This is a genomic window from Alteromonas sp. KUL49 (assembly GCF_006538345.1).
Taxonomy (GTDB): domain Bacteria; phylum Pseudomonadota; class Gammaproteobacteria; order Enterobacterales; family Alteromonadaceae; genus Alteromonas.
This window is the reverse complement of sequence record NZ_BJKL01000005.1, coordinates 101361-123429: the sequence shown is the minus strand read 5'-3', so window position 1 is coordinate 123429 and position 22069 is coordinate 101361. Positions and strand designations below refer to the sequence as shown.

Below are 22069 nucleotides of genomic sequence, written 5' to 3'. Positions count from 1 at the left end.
TCACCTACACTGGCATGTTCATAATTTGCTTGTATGCTTCAAGCACTTTGTTTCGCACTTGTAATGTTGCTTCAAATGCAATGCCAGATTTTTCTTTCGCCACCATCACGTCGGCCAAACTTAGCGACTTGTCACCCATTTCAAATCGTTGTTGCTGAGAGCGAGATTCAAGCTGAAGGCTATTTACCCCATCAACAGCATTCTTCAACATGGTTGAAAACTCGCTGGCAGAAGTATTCACTTCAGAAAGTTGTTGAGGTTCCATGGGTTGCAGGCGAGTTTGCCCAATCATGCTTTGCATTTCTTGGTACAGACTATCGGCTTTAACGTCCATAATATCTCCTGCGAATCGCTTTGTGTGTGCCGGATAATTGGCTTTGTGTCATCTTTGGGTATGAGTAAAGCAAACAGTGAGCCAATTATGAAAAGCTATAAAATTCAATAGATTGAGGGTTGTGAGACAAAAAAATGACGGGTAATCGCTGCTAGGGTAGAGCTAGCAAATTAATAACACACTATGAACTAATACAGCGGTCGCACTCGACCGCTGGAAATCTCACACACTTAATCGTTGATTTTTAGCGTGAGGCCTTTTGCCTGACCTTCGATATCACAACCACTCAAGTAGACCCATATTTTCTTGTCCGCAATCATTGCTGTAGCGGCCAAAGAAGCTATTTGAGGAAAAGCAGCATGGCTACATGAAAAGTTAATAGTTGTCTGATCTGAACAAGAGTCCGGGTTATCGTGGGGAGAATACAATTTAATTTCAAGGCCTCTGTCACCTGAGCATTCTCGTTGGTGTATTTCCTTAATCTCGACACTTCCACTCCAACCTCCGCCATAACATGAGATTGACGACAATATTGACAGTAAAAATACGGCTGTTTTTTTCACAGTTATTCCTTAAATTCGTATGACAATAAAAGAGCGACGCCAATAATAGAATCGTATCCTATTTTTACAACGTTGCAGGTAGTTGAAGTTAGCTTAAACATTTTTTGATAGTGTTGATACGTTACGCATAAATCCTTCCACAATTTACTAGAGATCTTGGTTTGCGCTGACCAAGTTACAGAGACAATTGTCTTAATGATAACTTTTTAAGTATATAGTGCAGTCAGTTCGGACCGCCACAGTAATTGTAATGACGGTCAGTTGAGGTCGGTATACAGTTAATTTAGTTGGCGCTATAGACAAATTAAGCTGGCTAATGACTGATTCGAATATGCGTAGCTTTGTTCCAATTATTCCAGAGACATTCAGGTGTATCTGTATTGTGCACAAACCCTACCTTTTTCCCTGACATGAAGGCCGCAAGAGCAATAGATAACATGTCATCTGCATCGGGATCATCCGCTGGCCACCAGAAATGACCTGAAGTTGAGCAGGTAGAAGCAGGTATATTGGTTTTAACTAGATGAAAACCATTGTGTGAAAAAACTTGAAGGACTTCACCGTCTGTGGACGTCCAGCCCGCAAACAACTGTGATGAAAACAACAACATCATTGTTCCTGAAACAATCTTTAAACTACGCATTCAATACTCCTTATTTATCGTAGATAGTCATTACTATAGCTTTCCGCAAAAGAAGCATAACCAGTTGAAAAAATTGATAAAGCCTGCAACCGCGCGGTAATTTAAGTAATTGCCTTAACCTAGCCCAATTTAAAAAGGATGTCCATGTAACTCCTCTCAATTCTTCTAAAAATTATTGTGTTTATTTAACCGTTCTTATAAAAGATATATATTGCGCTGAAAAAAAACTTAGTGCAATGTACTGCTCTAATCACTTGTATAGAAAGGAATCTACTATGGGCAGCTTGCTTAAAGTTTGTTTACTAACTGCGATACTTGCGTCTAACGTCGCGTTCGCAGAAAACGTATGGCATACATCAACACTTGCGAAGGTTTATCCTTTTGGCGATGGTCGACTAGTCATTACATTCAATAAAGATTCTGAGAGTTGTTTAAGTACAGCAACACCTCAAAAATACCACTACGCAAAAGTTGGGGAAAATGGTGTAACGCAAGAGGGATTAGATATGATGCTAGCAACTGCACTGGCGGCAGGAATGAGCGGTAAGTCTGTGAGTATTAATTTCGACAACTCCACTGAGAAGTGTTATATAAACCGTCTTCAGATTAAGTTTTAATGTGCCTGTAGTTTATCCACACGGCAAACATATATTTTCAAGTTGCATAATAGTGTTTGTAAATTTGATGACGGTTAAATAAAGGCTCAGCATTTAATTGAGCGACTTTTTTGCAGTTGCTCTGCTTCTAATTCGGTATATTTCTTTATTTCGACAATATCTTTCTAGATATTCAAGCTTTCCCGCAGCGTTTGAAAAACAAGCTTCAAATTTGGTAGTTAGTTCTTTCCAATGCTCAGCGCTTATTCCCAAGCGAGTCAAAATAGGCGACTGGGTATCGTCTACTGAACCTCGTTTATCATCGCGTATTTGTCTACTTGTTGTGTCCACCAAAGTTATGTAATCAATCAATGAGTACGGTATACCTTTTGGCATGTTGTTTCTGGGATTTCCTACAAAGGGCAACAAGTATTTTGGCTGTACTTTTCGCTTTGCTGCATTAATTCGGTATTGAATACTGGTATGGTTTGACGCTTCTGGTGTCTTTGCCATGTTGGCTCGAACAGGGTTCAAATCAACATAAGCCATACATGCCAGCAGTGCTGCTTCATCCAATAGTGCTTGCGATTTAAATCGACCTTCCCAAAACCGACCCGTGCACTTGTCTTCCTTATTCGCCTGCCTCGCAATGTATTCATTCAAACAACGCATAAACCAACTGATATCACTCAAGCGTTTTCGCCATACTTCCACCGTTGCATAAACAGTTAAAAGCTGTGCTTCTCTCATAGCACTTCGTTTTTCGTCTACCAAGTAATCTCGCGTTAACAAAGTCCCATTGAATACTTTGTGCCAACGGGAAATTACCTCTTCGGTAGACATTGCCTTTGCTTTTTCTGAATCAACATGCAGAACAATGTGGGTATGATTACTCATTACTGCATAAGCGCATACATCAATACAAAATACTTGGCTTAGGTAGTGAATTCTGTCTTCTACCCACTGGCGACGATGTTCATAACTTTTATTGGTAAATCGATCTTCACCACACAAAAATGCACGACGCACACAGCGCGATACACAGTGATAATAAGGCGTATCTGACAAACTGATTTGACTGCTTCTGGCTTTGGGCATTGTGGTCACGCCTGAAAGAGTAATGACCACTAGTGTCGAGAATTTTGACCGCCAATGTAATTGTACTGACGGTCAGTTGAGGTGGGTGTCCATGTTTTCACTCCCTAAACTTCCCATGTTATTCCATTGTGACAGTGATTACTCTGGGTCTGCCATTTTCACATTGACTATCACTTACATACAATCGAACCGAAGCTTTTGAGAAATAACTGGCAAGCAAGGTGCTATATATCCTTTCTTGTACTTCTGGTGCTAAAGATGTCGCTATCATATAGCTATCAGCGTTAGAGCAATTACCCGGATTGTAATATGTATCCCTTGCAACTATTCTAATTGTCGAATCATTGTAAGTATTTGACCAAAGCCTGTAGTTAGAAATTGTAACCCATCCATTTTGACCATCATGTGACCAAGCGATAGAGCTTAACAAGCAGAAAATTAAACATATTCCCTTTCTATACATCCATTTACCAACCTTCAAAGTATTATTAACTGTGTGTGTATCTCAATATTCATTGAACTTCTGCTATATTCTCTTCAGTAGTGCTTTTGCATGCTACTCTTTCCAAGTAAATCCATCAACCCACTAATTTAATTAAAGATTTAAATTGGATGTCTAATTAGCCTGATACAAAATACTTGCCTTAGGTAGTGAATTCTGTCTTCTACCCACTGGCGACGATGTTCATAACTTTTATTGGTAAATCGATCTTCACCACACAAAAATGCACGACGCACACAGCGCGATACACAGTTATAATAAGGCGTATCTGACAAACTGATTTGACTGCTTCTGGCTTTGGGCATTGTGGTCATGCCTGAAAGAGTAATGACCACTAGTGTCGAGAATTTTGACCGCCAATGTAATTGTACTGACGGTCAGTTAAGGTGGGTGTCCATGTTAACTTCCTTTAACTGACTATCGTCATTGAAGCATATATTGTTTTCGCTTACGATTTCCAACGGTACTGTGATTCCATACACTCCGTCTCTGTTTTTGATTAATTTCCCACTAACTTCCACCTTCTTTTTTAAGCAAGGCAGCAAAAACATATCGATATCAGTCCTCACGTACATTACTAGCAATGACTTAGATACTACAAATCCCTTCATATCAGCTTCAGTCTGATACAGTCGCAAAGACGGTACCATCGACAATACACCTTCAACTCTAACCAATTTCCCGTCCAGTTCTGACGTATTCTCAGTTAACGATCTAACATCGAGAGGATAGTCTAATACTTCAGTCTCAGAGCAAGAGCTTAATAAAAGAAGTGTCGCAAGAAAAACAAGTAAATTATTCACACTCAATTGCCCTCGGGCGCATAAGAACACTCATAGCCTGCAGTGCGCCCCCGACCAAATACGACTACGCTAGCAGAATTCCGATTAGCCATCTTTTGATAATAAGAACTATCGGTCAGTTAAGGTGGGTGTCTACCTAGTTCTATTAGTTGCTTAAATGTAACCAACTAACTATCTAAATCTAAGCAAGCTAAAACTCTCTTAACGTTAATAACATACCAGAAAGACGACAACGCTAGACATATCAAAATAAGTAACGATTCATTAAAAATAGCTGCTGTGATGCCAGCAATTAAACTCAAGCTAAAGCATATGATTGTGTTGTTTCGAATATCAACTACCCTGATACAGATTTTCGCTATATCTGTATCTATCAATAAAAACGAAAATAATGTGAGTACTATTAAAAAATATCGCCACTATTTATTACATAAGGCAATGCTCCAAATGTAAATACTACTGCTGCGAAAAAACCCACAGCTCTGCCGTCTGAAACATTCTTTAAATTTTGGTCATTCATTACTAATACTAGCTTGCGTTAAGTACGGTTAACGTTCTATCGGTTATTATTATGACTGTCCACTTAACTAACTGATGTCCAATTAACCTTCCTGACTAGGTCGGATATATTGCATATCTTTTTACTACCTGCTTCAGTACAAAAGTTTTATTCACAGTCCCAAAGCCAAGATCATAGACTATCGTTAGTGACAACGCTTCTCCAGAATCTACAACCAACTTCAGAGTATCACTATCCGCCTCAAAAAGTTTAAATCCGTTGTCAAATCTGAATAGCGTATATTCGCTCAGATAATTATCCAAATGTAACTGCTGAAAATAACTCCCACTTATACTCCAGTCCCCTCCCTTTAGGACTGCACTCTCGATCTGAATATGCTTTTCAGCTTTTTTAGAATACAAACTAAGCCAAAAAATATAGCTTGTGTGTGAATTTTTCTTTATGTCAACTACGAATAAAATGTCGTTATCCCTAAAGTCATCAAACACAAAAGATTCGATATCACGGTTATTGTAAAACTCAGCGGATTGTTCATGTTCATAATTTACTCGACGTTCCGTCTCACAACCAGAGATTCCTAAAACAATTACTACAAAACAAACATAAACGGATCTTAACTTTCTAATTGCGCACACTAATGTTTCCTTCTCACATTGCTACCAATCAAGTTCGGAACAACGTCTACAGCAATGTGGCCAATCCCTTTTGCTGCATAAACATACCAACCTAAAAAGTCCAACATATGAGGCTTGGTCGCTGGATTAATATTGTTGTAAGTTCCCATGTACCTCGGGTCATTCATAATTGAGTTTAGGTGGGTGTCCATATAACTCCCTGGTCTCAAATTATGATGGGTGTCCGGTTAGTTAAAGGTGGGTGTCCATGTAACTCTTCCAATCCCGCCGGAGCGGGTTTGGTTTCAAATTACGATGGGTGTCCACGAAACTCAATCTCAGTCCTCGGAATCATTAACTCCCACTTAACTCACTAACCTACTCAATAGATTAAGGTGGATGTCCAATTAGTTCCGGAGCGCGTTTGGTTTCAAATTACGGTGGATGTCCAGTTAGTTCGGTAACTTATTTTCGGAATAAGCAAACTTGCAACAGAGTTACTGTGGATGTCTTAGTAATTTCCTAGCATTTTGGTAGCAGTGAAAATTTCGAGTTAAGAATCGCATATTCGCTATCTCCATTCATATATTCTACTTTAAACCCAACCCCACCGATTTTGAACATATAATCAAGGCTGTCATTTAACTCATAAAACTTCTCTAATCCTTTGTATGACCAGTGTTTTTTTCAAAAGGTTTTATAAAAAACTCTTTAGGTTCGATATCCACTGAACTCCTAAAATCACCTACTAGCAGTACCCCTGAAGCTTTACCTTCGTTCACAATATAGTCAGTCAACCTCTTAGCATCGTAGATTGAAAATATATCGGGGTATAGATAGCGATCATTTATCTGATGGTTTGCTAAAATTTTAAGCTCATAAGGAGTATTATTCGTCAAAACTAGAACGATATCGACAGTTTCCGAGTTACACTTTGCATGGACAAAAGTATCTAAAACACTTGACAACTCATTAGATGAAGAAAAATTGCTCCAAACAATCACCAATAAAAAGACTGAGATTCTCATCAAAACTGTCCCGTTACAGCATACTGAAACGCATATGCGTTGTTCTGCAAAGATATATGTAGGTCATTCCTCCGACCATAATTAGTGTACAATGCATTAGTCGATAGTTCTCTAATGTCACTAATAGACTGTTTAGTTCCCTTGGGATGAACCATACCTACACTGTGTCCGATCTCATGAATCGTAGTACCAACTCTTGAATAACCAATTCGGCCAAAGTTTAAACCAACTTTAGCCTCATTAGCAATGAACACCCCATTAGCCCCAGTAATATTAACAAGCAAATGGGTGTTTTCCATATAAAAGTCTATTGAGTCCATAGCTGCGGTAGCCCTATCTATTAAGAACTCCCTTGTTTCAGAAAACTGAATATCGCTAGTAAAACCATAATGCCGTCTTATTTCATCATAATTACCAGACTGAGTTGATAAATCTTCTCTAAATTGAGCAATCATTTCCTTCCCTTCTTGTAACAAAGATGTGAATTCGTCTAGTTGTCTTGCTGTTAATTGCACATCTTCAGTGCTACTTCTACGCTCATCATATTGGACTCTTGTTTCACTACCCCAATACTGCGCCATTACAGAACTAAATGCCCAAGTCTGCGCACCATGTGCAAATTTGCCTCCAGTCAATTTTGAAACAGTACCTCCAATAATCGCCGATATCGCGACATTCAAATACGCGTTTCCGGTTTTAATTTTTCCACCAACTAAATTGCCAATACCCGCACTCCAGAATCCATGACCAAAGTTGCCGCCCGTAGCCTTTGATGCTAACCCTCCGACTAAAGCCGCCTGGAAGAACCCTCCTCCTCCGGCTCCAGCAGTTATTCCAGAAACAACTGCGGCTTTGAGACTCCCCGTTACAGCATAACTACTTAGTGCGGCGTAAAGCGCACAACCAGGAAGCCCTGTTGAGCAAGCTGCAAACTGTAATACAGCATTCAAAATTGGAATTCTAGCGACTGCTTGAAGTATGGACTTGATACCACTCCACAACTTCTTAAAGAAAAACCACTAGGATCGGTATAACTCATCGGATTATTCAACACATAACTATAACGATTATAGTTTTGTGAATTCTTAGGCGCTTGAATATGTGGATCAGCCTGAAGGAATCGGCCAAGGGTTGGATCGTAGATCCTACCGTTCATATGAATAATACCCAACTCATTGAGCATCTTATGACCAGTATATCCGTAACTATCACCAGGTGAGGTATACGCCAAAAGACTATAGGTATCGTTGAATACCGTTTGTTTACCCCAAGGGTCATACATGAAATGTTGCTGAACTTTACCAGCGCTGTTGGTAATAGATACCGTAGAGCCAAGATGGTCTTTATGGGTATACAGGGTTTCGTTATCGTTATTGCTACGGTCAGTAACTATGATCCCACCAACTGTGTACTTATGCTCTGTAACACCAGAAGGAAGTGACGCTCGCTCGTACGTACCACCAATAAAGAGTTTATCGGTAATACCATCACTGGTGACTAAGGTTTGGCGATAGAGTTGACGCGCTGTACCGTACTTGAAGTTTACGGTTGTACTGCCCTTTTTAATTTGCGTAGGTAAATCGAAACTAGAATATGTAAACGTTCTAGAGCCGTCACTTTCAACGTTACCACGATTATCGTAAGAGAAACTGTAAGACAAGCCATTTCCACTCACACTTTTAAGTTCATTGGCTACATTATTGTCGTAAGTGTAATTAAGCCCATTGTTGGTTTCGATATTGCCCAATCTGTCGTATGTATAACTCTCTTGTATGTTTGAGCCGCCGATATTATGAGTTCTGCCATCCAAGCGATTCATATCGTCGTAAGTGAACGTTTCTAATGAGTTTTGAGCACTGCTAGTAGCACTGTAAGTATTGCTGCGCGTATTTATATTACCATTAGTGTAATAGGTATAATTCTGGCTTCTTACTACATTACTGGAACCATCAGAAACACCAATGAACTTTAACCAGCCAGTATTATCATAGAAATCTTTTACTTGAGTAACGCCATTGCCATAAGACACACTCGTGACTTGACCACGGGCATTAATGCTATCGACGTGCTGATACACCTTTCCTTCGTCGCGATGCCCAGAGGTAGCGTTAACTACTGAATCTGGGAACCCGAGTGACGTGTAGGTATTTTTAACGGTGAATCCATTTGCTGGGTAAGTGGTAAAGCGCAAGCGATTAAATTCATCGTAGCTGAATCGAGATTCGAACACTTCGCCGTCTGCTATGTAGGTTTGTGACTCTACTTTACCAAAGCTTGTAAACGTATAACTTTCTGAATAGTTTGGTGTTCCTGAAGCACTCGACTTACCTTCGTAAAGAGCTACCGCGGTAAGCTTTCCGTCGGCATATGCTTGGCTGTCGTTATACGTCCACAGCGTAAAGCCGTCATCATCCTTTCTAGTTAGTTTTCGGCCCGCATTATCATAGGTAAAGGTTGTAGTTTGACCACTGCTGTTGGTTTGCGATACCAGCTCACCAAAGTCGTTGTAGTCGTAAGTCCAAATACCTTTGTTTTCATCGTCAGTTTTTACTTTTCTGCCGTATTTATCAAAGGTATTTACTACTTGAGTATGTGAATAACTTGACGAATCTTCATAAACATTAGCCTTCCATAGATTCAGACCAACCGTATATTGATAGTCTAGTCTTGCCAGTGTTACTGTATTTTTACGGTCGAGAATTCGATACGGCTTACCCGTCCAATTGATGTACTCCACCAAACCCACACCATCTTGGTCGTGTTTATCAATACCCTGATGATTAGTGCTTTGCCAGTAGTTGTAGTTAGTGAAGCTTCCATTGGGATTGGTCTGTTTCTGAACTCGCCCCATTCGGTCGTATGTCATCGATGTATAATACGTTGAATAGGTATCACTATTTGCTTCACTGCTGACATTGATGGGCTCGTAAGAGAACTTGACCCGTCCGTTGCTATCATACGTTTTTAGCGTGACCGTCCAATTTCCCGAGTGATTTTGTACACGAGTCGAAACTTCGCGCCCCCAAGCATCAAACAATACTTGTTTTTCAGGGGCCCCGGAAGACACTTCAATGGTGCGATAATACGCATTGCTATTTGGGCAAGATACAGAGCTACAATAACTGTGGTACGTATACGTTTCTAGTGTTGGATCGTCTTCATCAGCGCCGGTCACTGTTTGACGTGTTTTGGTACCAAATTTATCAAAATACACATGGGTGGTAATTCCATTTGAATCTGTTGATGATATCTCGCGGACTCGGCCGGCATCTGAACCGTTCATACCGATAGTTATGGATGTCGCTGTATGCCCAAGTGCATTGGTTGTAGACTCAACATATCGACCTCTCGAATCTTCAAAAGAAGAAAATTGAGTTCTAGTCTGAGAGACAGAGTTATTTGCATCAACATGGCCAACTACCTGAACTGACTCTTTGTTGCCAAATTTATCATAACCATAAGTTGTAGTGAGTAATCCATCATTTGACGTTTTTAGCAGTAGGTCGTTGTAATACGTGAATGTACTAGTTAGCGAGGTCTGCGCTGGCTCATAGCTGTTATAACGGTAGTCCTTTACCACAGTTGTTTTCATCAAGCGGCCGAGTCTTTTATAACGGACGGAATTACCATACTCACTGGTTGCTTCAGTATATGAAAATTGCGTATCGGGATTTGACGCATGCTGCATCTCAATCCGCGAGTAGGTTTGGTTGCCATACGTGTCGTATTCAAATTCAGACACAACTCGTCCATACCTCAACGTAGACGTAACACTGTCATTGATGGAATATGATTCTTCGATAGAGCTCTCTATGTAGGGGAAGAACCCTTTGTCAACCGTGGTTAAATTGGCCAGCGTATTCTCAGAATAACTGATTAAATTACCGCCTTCGCCAATAGACTGTATGGTTTCTAACGGCATACCAATAAATGGGAATTCTTGGGAGTAACGCGTTTCGGTGGTTATACAATCATCGGGATATGTTGTAACGCCGGGTTCTGACGTACCGTTCAGGATGATTTGGACTTGAGTCACACAAGATTGCATATCAAGGCTTCTAACCACCTCGAACCCAAGCATACCTCGACCTTTTTTGTTGAGTAGCAATCCGCCGTACTGGTAGCGAACAGTATTGGTATTATTGACACTGCCTGTAGTGCTGGGAGAGGTATCAGATGTGGCTTCACTTACAACGAAATATGCGCTTTTAGGTGAAAACAAATCTGGAATCTCATCGCCGTTCTCGTCATAGCGAAAGCTGGAGTCTTGCTGTGTATAGGTAAATGTGTTGGTAATGTTGGTGTAGTTGACACGGGTTTCTAAACCAAAACCATTAGTGATTTTGCTGATAACATCTTCCGCATCATTAACAATGCCGCCACCAGCGAAGAGACGCCAATTACTGTGATACTCTAGATAGTCGAGCTTCCCGTCACCATTAACGTCGGCAAAACGGCGATGCTTCTCTCGATTAAAGCTATAACTTCCGCGCTGTTGAAATATAAGCTCGGACGCATTATCCACAAAGCCAAGGGAAAAGTAGCTCAGCCAAGCCGAGCCGTTACTATTTGGAATAAGTAGGTCGGTTCGCCCATCACTATTTACATCAAGGAATACGGCGTAGTCTTCATCGTAATCGCCTACACTTAGGTTAGCTACGCCTCCACTGTTAGTTAAGCGCTCAACCATTTTCACAGCCATCAGCTGCGTACCATCTGATAAACGGTAAGCCCAGCCGTTATTAGTAGGATAGATAATATCGCTTAACCCATCGCCATTTAGGTCAACAATCTTCAAATCAAAGGTGTAGGTCACTCCACCGGGGCCTGTTGAGCTGAGAGTTTTAAGTGTTTGAAGCTCCGTTAAGCTGTCTTCTCCAGTAGAGACATATAGTTTCCAAAAGTGGGTCTCACCTTCAACCCACTCTCCGAGAATATCTCGTTCACACTCGATTCGCCCTGAGACATGAATTCTTACTCCTCTGTACAAGCAATGTGAATTATTCTCGATAATTTTGAAGATTAAATCAGATCGACCATCACCATTAACGTCAAATGAAGCGGCATTCTTGAGATTTGCAGTGGAGCGGAACAGTCGCCCTATACCAAGGTCAGGAACTAGGCCGGAAGCGGACGATAACGATGAATCTTGTGAAATATCGGCTATTACTTTACTTGCGTTAAAAGAGCCGTCGCCATTGTTTCGGAAGTATTTGAGATCTCCACCCTCAACTATGACAAGGTCAACAAGAGCATCACCGTCTACGTCGAGTAATTGTGTTTTACCCTCTAGCCCAGTTGCTTTAATTCCGGTATCGATAGTCTTTATTGTTTTTGGAAAGTCGTAACACTCACCGCGACTAACACAGTTTCGAACTGTGACTTGGCGCTCGAACCCATAACTCAAAATATGCCAATTACTCGACGTATTCTGAGCCACAAGAAGGTCTTGTACACCATCACCGTTGTAATCGAATACAAGTGAATATTCGGCATTATCAGTATGCCCCGATCCTAATGTAGTCGCACTTCCGCTGAAATTTGGCCCAAGTTTGACCTTCCAAGCACTGTTCTCTGTATATATTGCATCAGCAAATCCGTCACCATTGATGTCGAATATTTGAGACGTACCTGGGTCATTGTGGCTACCAAGACTATTAAACGATGTTCTAAAAGGCTTAAATGGATCGGTATTAACTACCTCGTAATCTATTTCATCACCATCTTCATCTTCATATGAAAGCGTTGTAGAACTTGAGGTTACCGGCGCACGTTTGTCCCAATGGAATGTAAGCGGTCGTAGACAATCGTTGCTTTCATTGTCTTCAACACACTCGGTTATAGTTTCTAGATAGTTGCGTTCTTCATGAAAATTGGACTCAAAATATCCCAATGTGTATTTACGGTGCTGTTCTCCGTCAATACTAACCGTAATGTTTTTCAGTAGTTTAGTTGCTTGCCACGGGTAACCGGCTGTCCAACCACTACGCGGCTTTTTATTTTGTGCGTAATCAAAACGAATACTAGCGTATGGAGATAGTACGGGTGATACCGCAGTGTTTCCAGTATAGACAATTTCAGATAGGTTATGCTCTCCATGCGGTTCATTATTATTGTAACGATACAGTATGTAGTTGTCTCTGATGTCTCTAACAGCCTTTAACGCCCAGAACTTTGCTATGTTAGAGTCTTCGGTAGTCTCATGAAATGCATCCTCGCCTGTATCGTCACTGCCATTCACCTTAAAGGAATACTTGAGTAACTTTTCCGAAATCGCTTTATCGTTAGAATCTGTTTCTCGATTAGTTTTCCCGTAATAGTGAATCTCACCTGCCTTATTCTCAACGGTAAAGCCAACTAAGTGGCCCCCTACGTAATTTGGTCGTACATACAACTGCGAGTCGACTTCAGTATGATAAACCGCTGAAGTGCTCCAGTATTGAGCGTCAGTTTTTTCTTCATAGATCTCACCTGTTGCGCTCGGCGTTTGTAGAGTTGCTCTTCCATTTAGAATAAGGCGTTGGCCGTCTAAACAAAGTCTATCGCTGTTGGTATAGTTAACACCGCTAATTTTGCCATCGTGAATAAAGGTTTTTGGGCATCGAGCAATAGAAGAACTTGCAGCTAATGACCAACCATGACCAACAAGGCCACTTCCGCCCTGACTGCTATACTGTAGACTTACCTCTGGCTGAACACCTGCAGTACCAGCGGGGATACTGATTGGTACAGAATAAGTGGCGGCACCAGACTCAGACACCCTAAATTGCCCGCCAGTAGCTCCAACAAATTCCCGAGTGCTATCAGAAACTGTCGGGGTACGTGTACCAGATCGGTCTAGCACTTCAATGTTTGATGTATAAGTTTGATCTGAGCAAGCGAGTTCTCCGCTCTGAAAACCTGAAACATCACAACCGCTACCAGTCATACAAGCTGAGACTTGATACCTGTAAGTGCCTGATGAAACGTCTGAAATTAGGATTTGATTGTCATTTGATGAAACGAGATCCGCTGTTTGGCACGCCCAACCACTGAAGCTACCTGTATCCTCATTATAAGCGCGGTAATAGTAAGCCTGATTTGAGGTAGTGTCGCCCACGCTAATCGAAACCGTTGAACCGGTGGAGTATGGGCTTGACGTTAAATCGTTGATATCGGGAAGAGGAACAAAGATAGTCAGGTCGCCGTTGCCTACCGGAACCCATGTTGATGCCATGGAGAGCGAACTGCACAGCATAGTTGCCACTAAAACAGACTTAAATACGGACGTCATTTGATTCCCTTCTAACTATTTTCTAATTCTTACAGCAATTTTTTCAAACAAGAGGTCTTGTTGATAACCCCTTCGATGTGTCGACGTATTAATCAAACTAAAATGCACTAAAAACGTTACGAATTGACATCGACTTTTAGGACAAACGTCAAAACTAACTTATTAATTAACAGATTTGATTATCATTCTTTTACATATCCCCAGTCCCAAGATTCCATCACAGAATACACTGAGCAAGTGCCCGTTCCAGCGACCCACATTTTTTTCTTCGATGTATAAGCTGTCAATGCAGTACTTAAAATAGCTTTACCACCGTCTGTTTTAGTATCGAAAGCAAGCATGTTTTTGTAAAAATCAATTGTGCACGAGGGTAAGCCAGTGGAGGATGCGGTTAAACTTTTATCGAACTCAACATAACCAATGCCACTCGCATCAACACGAACCGACTTAACCAAATACATATTCGCAATTCCAACTGAGCAGCACTCAAACGCCATCAAAAACGTAAAAAGTGTCAATACAAATTTCATAATTCTCATACGATATTAGTCCTTAATACTTCCCCAAGAGTAACTCTCGATTGTGCCGTATACAGAGCATGTGTTGGTACCTGACGCCCAAATACGTTTTTTAGTTGACAGTGCAGCTAACGCGATGCTCAATATGGCCTTGCCTCCATCAGTATTCGCATCAAAAGCGAGCTTATTTCTTTGCGTTGAGCCACAAGACGGGAGCCCCGTAGAGCTTGCATTTAACGTACTTGAAAATTGAATCCATCCTTTTCCTGATTGGTCTGCTCGAACAGCCGTAACGTAGTAACTGTTTGCAATTCCTGAGGAATAAGCATTAACACTAACAAACAAAGCCAAAACCACTAGCATGCGTTTAATCACAACAGATTTCCTTACTCGCTAAAGATCAAAATTCAAAGTAACAATTGGGACGGTCGAAAATCAATGCAGACTAAACGAGTTAATTGATATCAACTAACCGCTAGTCACTGCGGAAAAATTTTATAGCAAGCGGATGAGAATAAGGGAAAAATTCGAATTGAAAAGTTCCTTTTCTCTACTACCACACAACCAGTCCTAAGTTGAGGAAATCTAAGTTAAATTAGGGTCTGATGTTAGTCAAGTTAAAGTTATAGTTCCCCTCGAATGACTCGGATTATAAAGTACCTGCCTGATTAATTTGATGATAAAACAACATTTAGAGCTCTAGGTCGTCCACTCACACGCCTCTCATCTAGCAGTCAAAACTGTCCCTTCCGTCAGTATTTAGCGCTCTATGTGCTTGATAAACTTTCACTGACTTCAAAAGTCACCAACCAAACAATAGAAGGATTTAAATATGTTAGTGGAACTATCAAACGAGGATGCTTCACAAGTATCTGGAGGTTATTGGGCACACGTAGCTATCGCAATTGCTGTGGCTGACGCGGCCTATGATTTCTATCAAGGTTATTCAGACCACAGACGATAAGGAGACAGTGATGAAAACAACACTTTCAACGGAAGAAATTAACCAAGTATCAGGCGCAGGTTTATTTTATGACTTAGGCGCTTTCTTTGCCCAAGTGGGTAACGCAAGTGATTCAATTTACAACCAGTATGGCAATACTAATCGCAACGATCACTGGTAATGGGCATCTAGCCTTGAGACTGTAAAGCACAAAAAAGGAGTCAACATGCTTACTAAACACTCACCAATCGCTCTTAATCTTGCTGCTGGCATTTTTATTTGCAGAGCGCTCTACTCTCTTGTAACCCAAGCAGAAACGAGCGTTTACTTGGGAGAGCTTCAGGTTGGGTTGCTATTTTGCTTGTTGGCTCTTTGTACCAAGATTTATAACAAAACTTAATTCGCGGTGGATAATGGCTACGTGGACTATTTTAAGATTAAGTTATTTTTCTTCAAATAAGCCGTGTTTTTCTAGCGCATTGTTAATCGCCTCTTCTACATCTTGGGCGATGGTTTGGTGTCGTTTGTGAATAAATGGAAACATGTCTAATGTTTCAACATTAGACACCCTAGCTAGGGTATTTCCTACCGATTTAGCATTATATTGATACACAAATAAGTCACCCGATATCATGGCGTCCACTTTTTCGTTGAGTACCAATTGTAAAGCGTCGTCTTTAGACCAGGTGGTAACGATATTAGTGAGTGCATACTTCTTTACGTAGTACTCGCTCGCGAGCGATCCGCGTTGATAAGTAACACTGTAGTTGTTTTTCTGAGCACTGATATCACTGAAGCTCTGCTCGTTCTTGTCTAGCACCCACAATGCAATCTGAGACGAAAGCAGAGGTGTTGGTATTTGGATTAAATCGGTGGCGATAGGCATATCTTTGAACATTGCAATTTTGCCGCAAAGCCCATCAACAGTTCCTTTATCAGCCTCTTGCATTGCTCTGGCAAGGCCCAAGGGAACCATCTCAAACTCCATTCCCAACTCGGCAAATGCCGTACCGTAGATTTTCTGAAAATAATTTTGCATATTTTCAGGTAGCTCGGCACAAGCAAACACAATTTTTGTAGAATTAGAGTCGGCATTCACCGAAGAAATACTGGCAAACAAAAAAATGAGGCTCGCTAAGTAAGTTGCAAAACTCCGCGGAAAGGCTGGGTATCCAAACATCAAACGACAACAAAAAAACACGTAGTGTTTAAGGTTAGGACTATTCGTATATCAATGCAATTTATACTTCAGGCCGTTTCCCTTGGGATTTTACGTTTCGCCACACGGAAACGCTTTAAAGATTAAAATCACAGAAAAAATCACCACACACTTGGTATACATGCTTGTAATTGCTACCAAGTGCGGTGATGTAAAGACTACAGAGGAAAGTGTTTTAGCGTTGCGCAACTAGGCTGGTACCTCGATGCCATCTTCTCTCATCCTTGCGAGCTTGTATCGTAACGTACGAGGGCTTATACCCAGTTTTTCAGCAACATCTTTGCGTTTACCATTGCAGAGTGTAAGTGTATCTAGAATGATTTGGTGTTCCTGATAACGAAGCTCTGAACCCAAGCGACTTGTCTCTTCAGGTTCCGGCATAACCTCAACTTCAGGCTGAGTATCCATAGCCATATCTATCATCAAATCACCGGCATCAATTTCTCCGTTTTCACACAGAATAAGTGCTCGCTGAATGACGTTTTCGAGTTCGCGTACGTTGCCCGGCCAAGTATATTGAGCCAGCTTGCTCCTGGCTGCGGCACTCAAACGCACATTACCTAGCCCTTGGTTTTGTGTATGACGCTGAATGAGGTGTTCTGCCAGTGGCACAATATCACCCGGACGTTGCGCCAGCGGTCGCCATGTAAGTGGGAATACGTTCAAACGATAGTATAAGTCTTCTCTGAACTCACCAGCATCCACCGCTTTGCGAAGATCTCGGTTGCTTGTGGCAATAACACGAACATTAAGTTTAATGTTTTTACGCCCACCTAATCGCTCTACTTCTCGCTCCTGCAATACTCGCAGCAGCTTTGCTTGTAAGGCTAAATCCATTTCTGTGATTTCATCGAGCAACAAGGTACCGTTTTGCGCCTGCTCAAACTTACCCGGACATGCTTGGATAGCGCCTGTAAATGCGCCCTTTTCGTAGCCAAAGAGTGTGGCTTCAAGCATATTCTCTGGAATTGCTGCACAGTTAATGGCGACAAACGGGGCTTCGTTTCTCGCCGATTGATCGTGAATATAGCGAGAAAGTACTTCTTTCCCCGAACCACTTGGTCCTAAAATCATTACGGTAGCTTCTGACTTTGCCACTTTTCTCGATAGCGTGAGCAATTGCAAACTAGTAGGGTCCGCCACGATTGGCGTTCTCGATTCTACCTGTTGAGCAGGTGCATACCGACCTACTAGGTTCAACAATACCTCTGGCGAAAATGGCTTAGACAAATAGTCTGTCGCACCGTCACGCATCGCTTTTACCGCGTCATCAATGGTGGCATAGGCTGTCATTAGCAACACCGGCATATTGGGGTATTTAGCCTTAATGTTTTTAAGCAGTGTGAGGCCGCTCATTTCACCCATTTGGATATCGCTCACCACAAGATCTATCTTGCGCGCTGCCAAAATCATCAGTGCTGACTCAGCACTGTCGGCGTCGACGACGTTGTAGTCACCTAGCAGTAGCGTATCGTAGAGTGCTTCACGTAAGCCTGCGTCATCTTCAACAATTAGAATGGTAGTTTTTGACATTAGGGCGTCCTCTTTAATCAGGCTACGTTCTTCGAAAGAACGGTATTATCTAGGTTAGTTTGCGGTGAGCATGGTAACGCCACCGTAAAACACGCACCTCGTTCTTTCATATTGGTCACAGTAAGATTGCCATGGTGTGCTTTGACCACAGATTTAACCACGGCCAGTCCTAACCCCGTACCGTGAGTTTTAGTGGTAAAAAACGGTTCAAAAATCTTGGCTTTGATTTGCTCAGGCACACCTTGACCACCATCAATGACAGATATTGCTAGCCCTTGATGGGCAACAGTCGCGCGCACGGTAACGTCATAGCCCTTAGGAGTGACCTGACTCGCATTGTGAATAAGATTTAGTAATGCACCTTGTAACGCTGTTAGGTTTCCAGTAAAGCAAACATCACTCTCAAACCCCTCAAAACAAAGCGGTTGAGCTTGCTGACTTGTCATGCTGAGCGCACTTGGTTCGATGGCGTCTTTAAGCTGCTCAAGACTGATATTGGTAACGACTTGATCTTCACCAGACTTGGCAAACAACAACATGTCATTCACCTGACTCTCAAGTTCCTTCAAGCGATCTGTCAGTTTGTTAGCAAACTGTTCGCCCGCTTCTTGAGGTAAGTTTTTACGAGTTAGGTTTGCGGCATATAGCATTGCCGCAGATAATGGTGTACGGATTTGATGCGCCAACGATGCAACCATTTTGCCCAACGAGGACAAACGCTGCATATGGCTTACACGAGCCTGCAACTGACGAGTCTCAGTAAGGTCAGTAATAACGATTAGTTGGCCAGGTTCACCTTCAAGTGGAGTAATCGAGAGCTTTACTCTGCGCCCATCAACCAAAGAAACTTCGTGACCATCGTCGGCACGAGGCTTAAAAGAGCGAGCAATAATGGCGCGCCATACTTCTTCTTCCAGTGGCTCGCCCAATAAAGCTTTGGCTTGATCATTGGCCTGTTTAACTACGCCTTTGCCATCAATAACGATAACACCTGCGGGCATTACCTTAAGTAGATGGGCCATACGACTTGCTTGTTGACGAAGAGAAACGAGTTCTGCGGTACCGGTCTTATCATCGTCATCAGTGTTAACCGCAGGTGAACGTTGCGAGTTCAGTGGAACACTTGTATCAGACGTAAGAGTGTGAGTATCAAATACAGACCAAGATGAATCTGTTGGTTCGTAGTGACCGCTATCGTATGCCATGGCATCCTCGTCAAATGTTAGACGTTTTATTACCTATGACATGTACTAGCAGGAGGTGTGCCAAATATTTAAGTCAATTAATTCAAAATGTTATGATTATTTTTCAACAAAAAAAGACGTCAAAGTCCTGACGTCTACGCTTCTTCAACCCGTTGGATATCATACTTACGCATTTTTTCGACCAAGGTCGTTCTACGCATGCCGAGTTTGTCAGCGGCTCTTGCTACCACCCAATCTTGATGCTCTAGCGCCTGCTTAATCAAATTAATCTCAAGCTCGGACAAGTATTCTTTTAGGTTAACACCTTCTTCAGGAAGCTCAGAGCTCACTACCATTGAAGATTCTGCATCTAGCGCAGAGTCGTCAACGTCTTCGGCGTTCTGTTCTTTTGCTGCGGCTTCTGCAAACAACGCATTAAAGGCGTCGCGCTCAAGCAGCTCTTCAGGGTAGTCAGGCTCGTAGGCTTGTATTTCGCCGTATTGGTATTTTTCAGGAAGGTCGGTAACGTCTACGATTTGACCCGGGAACAAAATAGTTAATCGTTCAACAAGATTAGAAAGCTCACGCACATTACCCGCCCATTGATGTTCCATCAACGACGCAATGGCTCTCTCGGTAAAATGAACCCCGTCAACCCCGTCGCCTTGAATTCGACTATTGAGTTCTTGCAGCAATAGCGGGATATCGTCTTTGCGTTGACGCAATGCTGGGCTGTCGATTGGGAACACGTTTAAGCGGTAGTAAAGATCCTCTCGAAACTTATCCTCTTTGATCATCGTTTCTAAGTTTCTGTGAGTCGCTGCGATTATACGCACATTGCACTTGAGGGGTTTATTCCCTCCTACTCGCTCATAGGTCTTTTCTTGCAATACGCGAAGCAACTTCACTTGCATCTGCAATGGCATATCGCCAATTTCGTCGAGGAATAAGGTACCGCCTTCGGCTAATTCGAAACGACCTTTACGGGCACTGATGGCCCCAGTAAATGCGCCTTTTTCATGACCAAACAACTCACTTTCTAGAAGCTCACCGGGAATAGCACCACAGTTCACTGGAATAAATGGGCCATCTTTGCGCTCAGACAAGAAATGGACATTACGTGCAACCACTTCTTTACCTGTGCCTGATTCACCAAGGATCAACACCGTAGCATCGGTTGGGGCAACTTGCTCAACAAGCCTACGTACAATTTGGATTTGTTCGCTTTTACCAACCAAACTGCGGAATAAACGGGTTTTAGCGCCACCGCCGCGAGGAACATTAGGTTTTCTTCGAGAATACTCCTGACAACGATGAATTGCTTGAGTGAGTACAGGATAGGTTAGCGGTAGTGTGGCAACACTCACTAAATTACAGTCGGGTAAACTTTCACCGTCAGTAGGTTGAATAGCCACAAAAGGGATATGAGGAAAAGTCGCTAAAAGCTTTTTCACTTTAGCGGGCTTCACAAAATCAATTAACACAGCGTCAGCACTTTTGTCTTTTAAGTAAGCCTCACACTCTGAAACACTTCGTGCTTCGCAAGACTCGCCCAAGAAAGTGACGACAGTTTGTAAGCTGTGAATTAAGTCCTGGTTATCACTAACCAGTAAAATATCCTTCATCAAATCCCCAAAACGCTTTGTTATTATTTACAGTTTAGCGCATCTGCAAATTGTAACTGTAAAAGATCACAGCGCAACCTGTGATTGAGGAAATATGGAAATAAAACGCCAATATTGGTCTTTAGTACAATGAGTTTTGTAGATTCGTAGCGAACAAAAGTCGTACGCTTGCTCGCTACGAATGCGATTAGCTCAGCAATGCCAACACCTGACCTTGTTGCTGGTTTGCTTGGGCCTGAACCGATAGAGAAGCCTGCCCTAATACGTCATTTGAGGCTTGCTCAGATGCAGCTTGCGCGTAATCTAAGTCTTGAATTCTGCTACGTGCTGCCGACGCACTTACGTCTGCTTGCGTCAAATTGCGCGCAGTGCTCTCTAACCCGTTTTGAATCGCTCCCAAATCACCTCTGGCGCCACCAATAGTCTCAATGGCTGCATCTGTAGCGTCCAATGCGTCGTTTACGCTTGTACCTGAAGTAAGGTCAATAGATAAAACGTCAGACAACTGTGAAGCAATATCAAGCGTTTCGATATCTCTTGTATCTCCTGCACCCGAGCCTACTTGAAAGCTGAGTGAGCCGTCTTCTGACAACAATGGCTTTCCACCAAAGTTAGTCTGTTCGATGGTCTGAGTGATGTTGTCTTGTAATTGGGTAATTTCAGATTGAATAGCCTGTTTATCGCTATCGCTAAGGATGCCGCTGCCGGCTTGAATAGTCAGCTCTCGTATGCGGTTAACATCTTCGTTAATGCCACCCAACCCGCCTTCAGCCACCTGTGCTAGCGAGATACCATCGTACACGTTGTTAACGGCTTGACGATTACCTTCAATCTCTGAGGTTAGCCTGTCGATGATCTGTTGCGCAGCGGCGCCGTCTGCGGCACTGTTGATTTGCTTTCCAGAAGCTAGCTTCTCAGATAGCTTTTCCTGTCGCTGTTGGATTTGCTCAATCAGCGAAAGCGAATTGTCTGCATTAAAGTTAATCATTAAACCTCTCCTCTACCTTAAAGAATAATAGCAGACAAATGCTCACAAAGTAAGCAACTCGATATTTTTTCCGTATACAAAATCA

At 42.2% G+C, this 22069-nt stretch carries 19 protein-coding genes and 1 pseudogene; 3 read left to right on the top strand and 17 right to left on the bottom strand.

Annotated elements, in window-relative coordinates:
* Positions 1-4 precede the first annotated feature (4 nt).
* From fliE to EYS00_RS10280, 3 genes are all read right to left on the bottom strand, one after another.
* Positions 5-334 (bottom strand): flagellar hook-basal body complex protein FliE, encoded by a 330-nt coding sequence (fliE, locus tag EYS00_RS10290; protein WP_130636469.1) that lies wholly within the window; start codon positions 332-334, stop codon positions 5-7.
* 230 nt (positions 335-564) lie between these two features.
* Complete coding sequence (locus EYS00_RS10285; RefSeq protein ID WP_130636468.1) at positions 565-897, bottom strand: hypothetical protein; 333 nt, start codon at positions 895-897, stop codon at positions 565-567.
* Positions 898-1210: 313 nt separating this feature from the next.
* Positions 1211-1540 (bottom strand): hypothetical protein, encoded by a 330-nt coding sequence (locus tag EYS00_RS10280; RefSeq protein ID WP_130636467.1) that lies wholly within the window; start codon positions 1538-1540, stop codon positions 1211-1213.
* 275 nt (positions 1541-1815) lie between these two features.
* On the opposite strand from EYS00_RS10280, the gene EYS00_RS10275 reads away from it, so the two are divergent.
* Complete coding sequence (locus EYS00_RS10275; protein ID WP_130636466.1) at positions 1816-2157, top strand: response regulator receiver protein; 342 nt, start codon at positions 1816-1818, stop codon at positions 2155-2157.
* Positions 2158-2250: 93 nt separating this feature from the next.
* Here the strand turns inward: EYS00_RS10275 and EYS00_RS10270 are convergent, their stop codons facing one another.
* The 9 genes and pseudogenes from EYS00_RS10270 to EYS00_RS10225 form a co-directional block, all read right to left on the bottom strand.
* Complete coding sequence (locus EYS00_RS10270) at positions 2251-3234, bottom strand: transposase (protein WP_130636465.1); 984 nt, start codon at positions 3232-3234, stop codon at positions 2251-2253.
* Between the two features lie 606 nt (positions 3235-3840).
* A pseudogene (locus EYS00_RS20940) lies at positions 3841-4041 on the bottom strand (transposase); the annotation flags it as partial.
* 1113 nt (positions 4042-5154) lie between these two features.
* Positions 5155-5694, bottom strand: a complete 540-nt coding sequence (locus EYS00_RS10255) for a hypothetical protein (protein WP_130636463.1) — start codon at positions 5692-5694, stop codon at positions 5155-5157.
* Entirely contained in the window at positions 5694-5885 is a 192-nt protein-coding gene (locus tag EYS00_RS10250) for a hypothetical protein (protein WP_130636462.1), read from the bottom strand. Before EYS00_RS10250 ends, EYS00_RS10255 begins: the two co-directional genes overlap by 1 nt.
* A gap of 447 nt (positions 5886-6332) precedes the next feature.
* Positions 6333-6701 carry a hypothetical protein gene (locus tag EYS00_RS10245; RefSeq protein ID WP_130636461.1) on the bottom strand — a complete coding sequence of 123 codons (369 nt, stop codon included), beginning with the start codon at positions 6699-6701 and terminating at the stop codon, positions 6333-6335.
* Positions 6701-7651 carry a hypothetical protein gene (locus EYS00_RS10240; RefSeq protein ID WP_130636460.1) on the bottom strand — a complete coding sequence of 317 codons (951 nt, stop codon included), beginning with the start codon at positions 7649-7651 and terminating at the stop codon, positions 6701-6703. Before EYS00_RS10240 ends, EYS00_RS10245 begins: the two co-directional genes overlap by 1 nt.
* Positions 7648-13974: an RHS repeat-associated core domain-containing protein gene (locus EYS00_RS10235; RefSeq protein ID WP_130636459.1), complete on the bottom strand. Its 6327-nt coding sequence runs from the start codon at positions 13972-13974 to the stop codon at positions 7648-7650. Before EYS00_RS10235 ends, EYS00_RS10240 begins: the two co-directional genes overlap by 4 nt.
* 182 nt (positions 13975-14156) lie before the next feature.
* Complete coding sequence (locus EYS00_RS10230; protein ID WP_207301700.1) at positions 14157-14513, bottom strand: hypothetical protein; 357 nt, start codon at positions 14511-14513, stop codon at positions 14157-14159.
* A gap of 6 nt (positions 14514-14519) precedes the next feature.
* Positions 14520-14867 carry a hypothetical protein gene (locus tag EYS00_RS10225; RefSeq protein ID WP_130636457.1) on the bottom strand — a complete coding sequence of 116 codons (348 nt, stop codon included), beginning with the start codon at positions 14865-14867 and terminating at the stop codon, positions 14520-14522.
* Between the two features lie 457 nt (positions 14868-15324).
* Here EYS00_RS10225 and EYS00_RS20935 point away from each other — a divergent pair, with 457 nt between their 5' ends.
* The gene (locus EYS00_RS20935) at positions 15325-15456 is read left to right on the top strand and encodes a hypothetical protein (RefSeq protein WP_258313025.1); all 132 of its coding nucleotides are present in this window, start codon (positions 15325-15327) and stop codon (positions 15454-15456) included.
* Between the two features lie 10 nt (positions 15457-15466).
* Positions 15467-15616: a hypothetical protein gene (locus tag EYS00_RS20530; protein ID WP_165399356.1), complete on the top strand. Its 150-nt coding sequence runs from the start codon at positions 15467-15469 to the stop codon at positions 15614-15616.
* A gap of 261 nt (positions 15617-15877) precedes the next feature.
* On the opposite strand, the gene EYS00_RS10220 is transcribed toward EYS00_RS20530, so the two are convergent.
* The 5 genes from EYS00_RS10220 to EYS00_RS10200 form a co-directional block, all read right to left on the bottom strand.
* The gene (locus EYS00_RS10220) at positions 15878-16474 is read right to left on the bottom strand and encodes a transporter substrate-binding domain-containing protein (RefSeq protein ID WP_165399355.1); all 597 of its coding nucleotides are present in this window, start codon (positions 16472-16474) and stop codon (positions 15878-15880) included.
* A 369-nt stretch (positions 16475-16843) separates the two neighbouring features.
* The gene (locus EYS00_RS10215; RefSeq protein WP_130636455.1) at positions 16844-18187 is read right to left on the bottom strand and encodes a sigma-54 dependent transcriptional regulator; all 1344 of its coding nucleotides are present in this window, start codon (positions 18185-18187) and stop codon (positions 16844-16846) included.
* Between the two features lie 17 nt (positions 18188-18204).
* Positions 18205-19392 carry a PAS domain-containing sensor histidine kinase gene (locus tag EYS00_RS10210; RefSeq protein WP_130636454.1) on the bottom strand — a complete coding sequence of 396 codons (1188 nt, stop codon included), beginning with the start codon at positions 19390-19392 and terminating at the stop codon, positions 18205-18207.
* A gap of 134 nt (positions 19393-19526) precedes the next feature.
* Complete coding sequence (locus EYS00_RS10205) at positions 19527-20996, bottom strand: sigma-54 dependent transcriptional regulator (RefSeq protein ID WP_130636453.1); 1470 nt, start codon at positions 20994-20996, stop codon at positions 19527-19529.
* A gap of 187 nt (positions 20997-21183) precedes the next feature.
* Positions 21184-21984, bottom strand: coding sequence for a flagellin (locus tag EYS00_RS10200; RefSeq protein ID WP_130636452.1), 801 nt, complete (start codon positions 21982-21984; stop codon positions 21184-21186).
* Between the last annotated feature and the right edge of the window lie 85 nt (positions 21985-22069).

What these genes read in the sequence shown, in the direction of transcription:
- EYS00_RS10220 (WP_165399355.1), bottom strand. Translation starts at nt 16,474, where the DNA reads ATGCAAAATTATTTTCAGAAAATCTACGGTACGGCATTTGCCGAGTTG.
- fliE (WP_130636469.1), bottom strand. Translation starts at nt 334, where the DNA reads ATGGACGTTAAAGCCGATAGTCTGTACCAAGAAATGCAAAGCATGATT.
- EYS00_RS10215 (WP_130636455.1), bottom strand. Translation starts at nt 18,187, where the DNA reads ATGTCAAAAACTACCATTCTAATTGTTGAAGATGACGCAGGCTTACGT.
- EYS00_RS10270 (WP_130636465.1), bottom strand. Translation starts at nt 3,234, where the DNA reads ATGCCCAAAGCCAGAAGCAGTCAAATCAGTTTGTCAGATACGCCTTAT.
- EYS00_RS10280 (WP_130636467.1), bottom strand. Translation starts at nt 1,540, where the DNA reads ATGCGTAGTTTAAAGATTGTTTCAGGAACAATGATGTTGTTGTTTTCA.
- EYS00_RS10250 (WP_130636462.1), bottom strand. Translation starts at nt 5,885, where the DNA reads ATGGACACCCACCTAAACTCAATTATGAATGACCCGAGGTACATGGGA.
- EYS00_RS10275 (WP_130636466.1), top strand. Translation starts at nt 1,816, where the DNA reads ATGGGCAGCTTGCTTAAAGTTTGTTTACTAACTGCGATACTTGCGTCT.
- EYS00_RS10210 (WP_130636454.1), bottom strand. Translation starts at nt 19,392, where the DNA reads ATGGCATACGATAGCGGTCACTACGAACCAACAGATTCATCTTGGTCT.
- EYS00_RS10230 (WP_207301700.1), bottom strand. Translation starts at nt 14,513, where the DNA reads ATGAGAATTATGAAATTTGTATTGACACTTTTTACGTTTTTGATGGCG.
- EYS00_RS20935 (WP_258313025.1), top strand. Translation starts at nt 15,325, where the DNA reads ATGTTAGTGGAACTATCAAACGAGGATGCTTCACAAGTATCTGGAGGT.
- EYS00_RS10245 (WP_130636461.1), bottom strand. Translation starts at nt 6,701, where the DNA reads ATGAGAATCTCAGTCTTTTTATTGGTGATTGTTTGGAGCAATTTTTCT.
- EYS00_RS10200 (WP_130636452.1), bottom strand. Translation starts at nt 21,984, where the DNA reads ATGATTAACTTTAATGCAGACAATTCGCTTTCGCTGATTGAGCAAATC.
- EYS00_RS20530 (WP_165399356.1), top strand. Translation starts at nt 15,467, where the DNA reads ATGAAAACAACACTTTCAACGGAAGAAATTAACCAAGTATCAGGCGCA.
- EYS00_RS10205 (WP_130636453.1), bottom strand. Translation starts at nt 20,996, where the DNA reads ATGAAGGATATTTTACTGGTTAGTGATAACCAGGACTTAATTCACAGC.
- EYS00_RS10235 (WP_130636459.1), bottom strand. Translation starts at nt 13,974, where the DNA reads ATGACGTCCGTATTTAAGTCTGTTTTAGTGGCAACTATGCTGTGCAGT.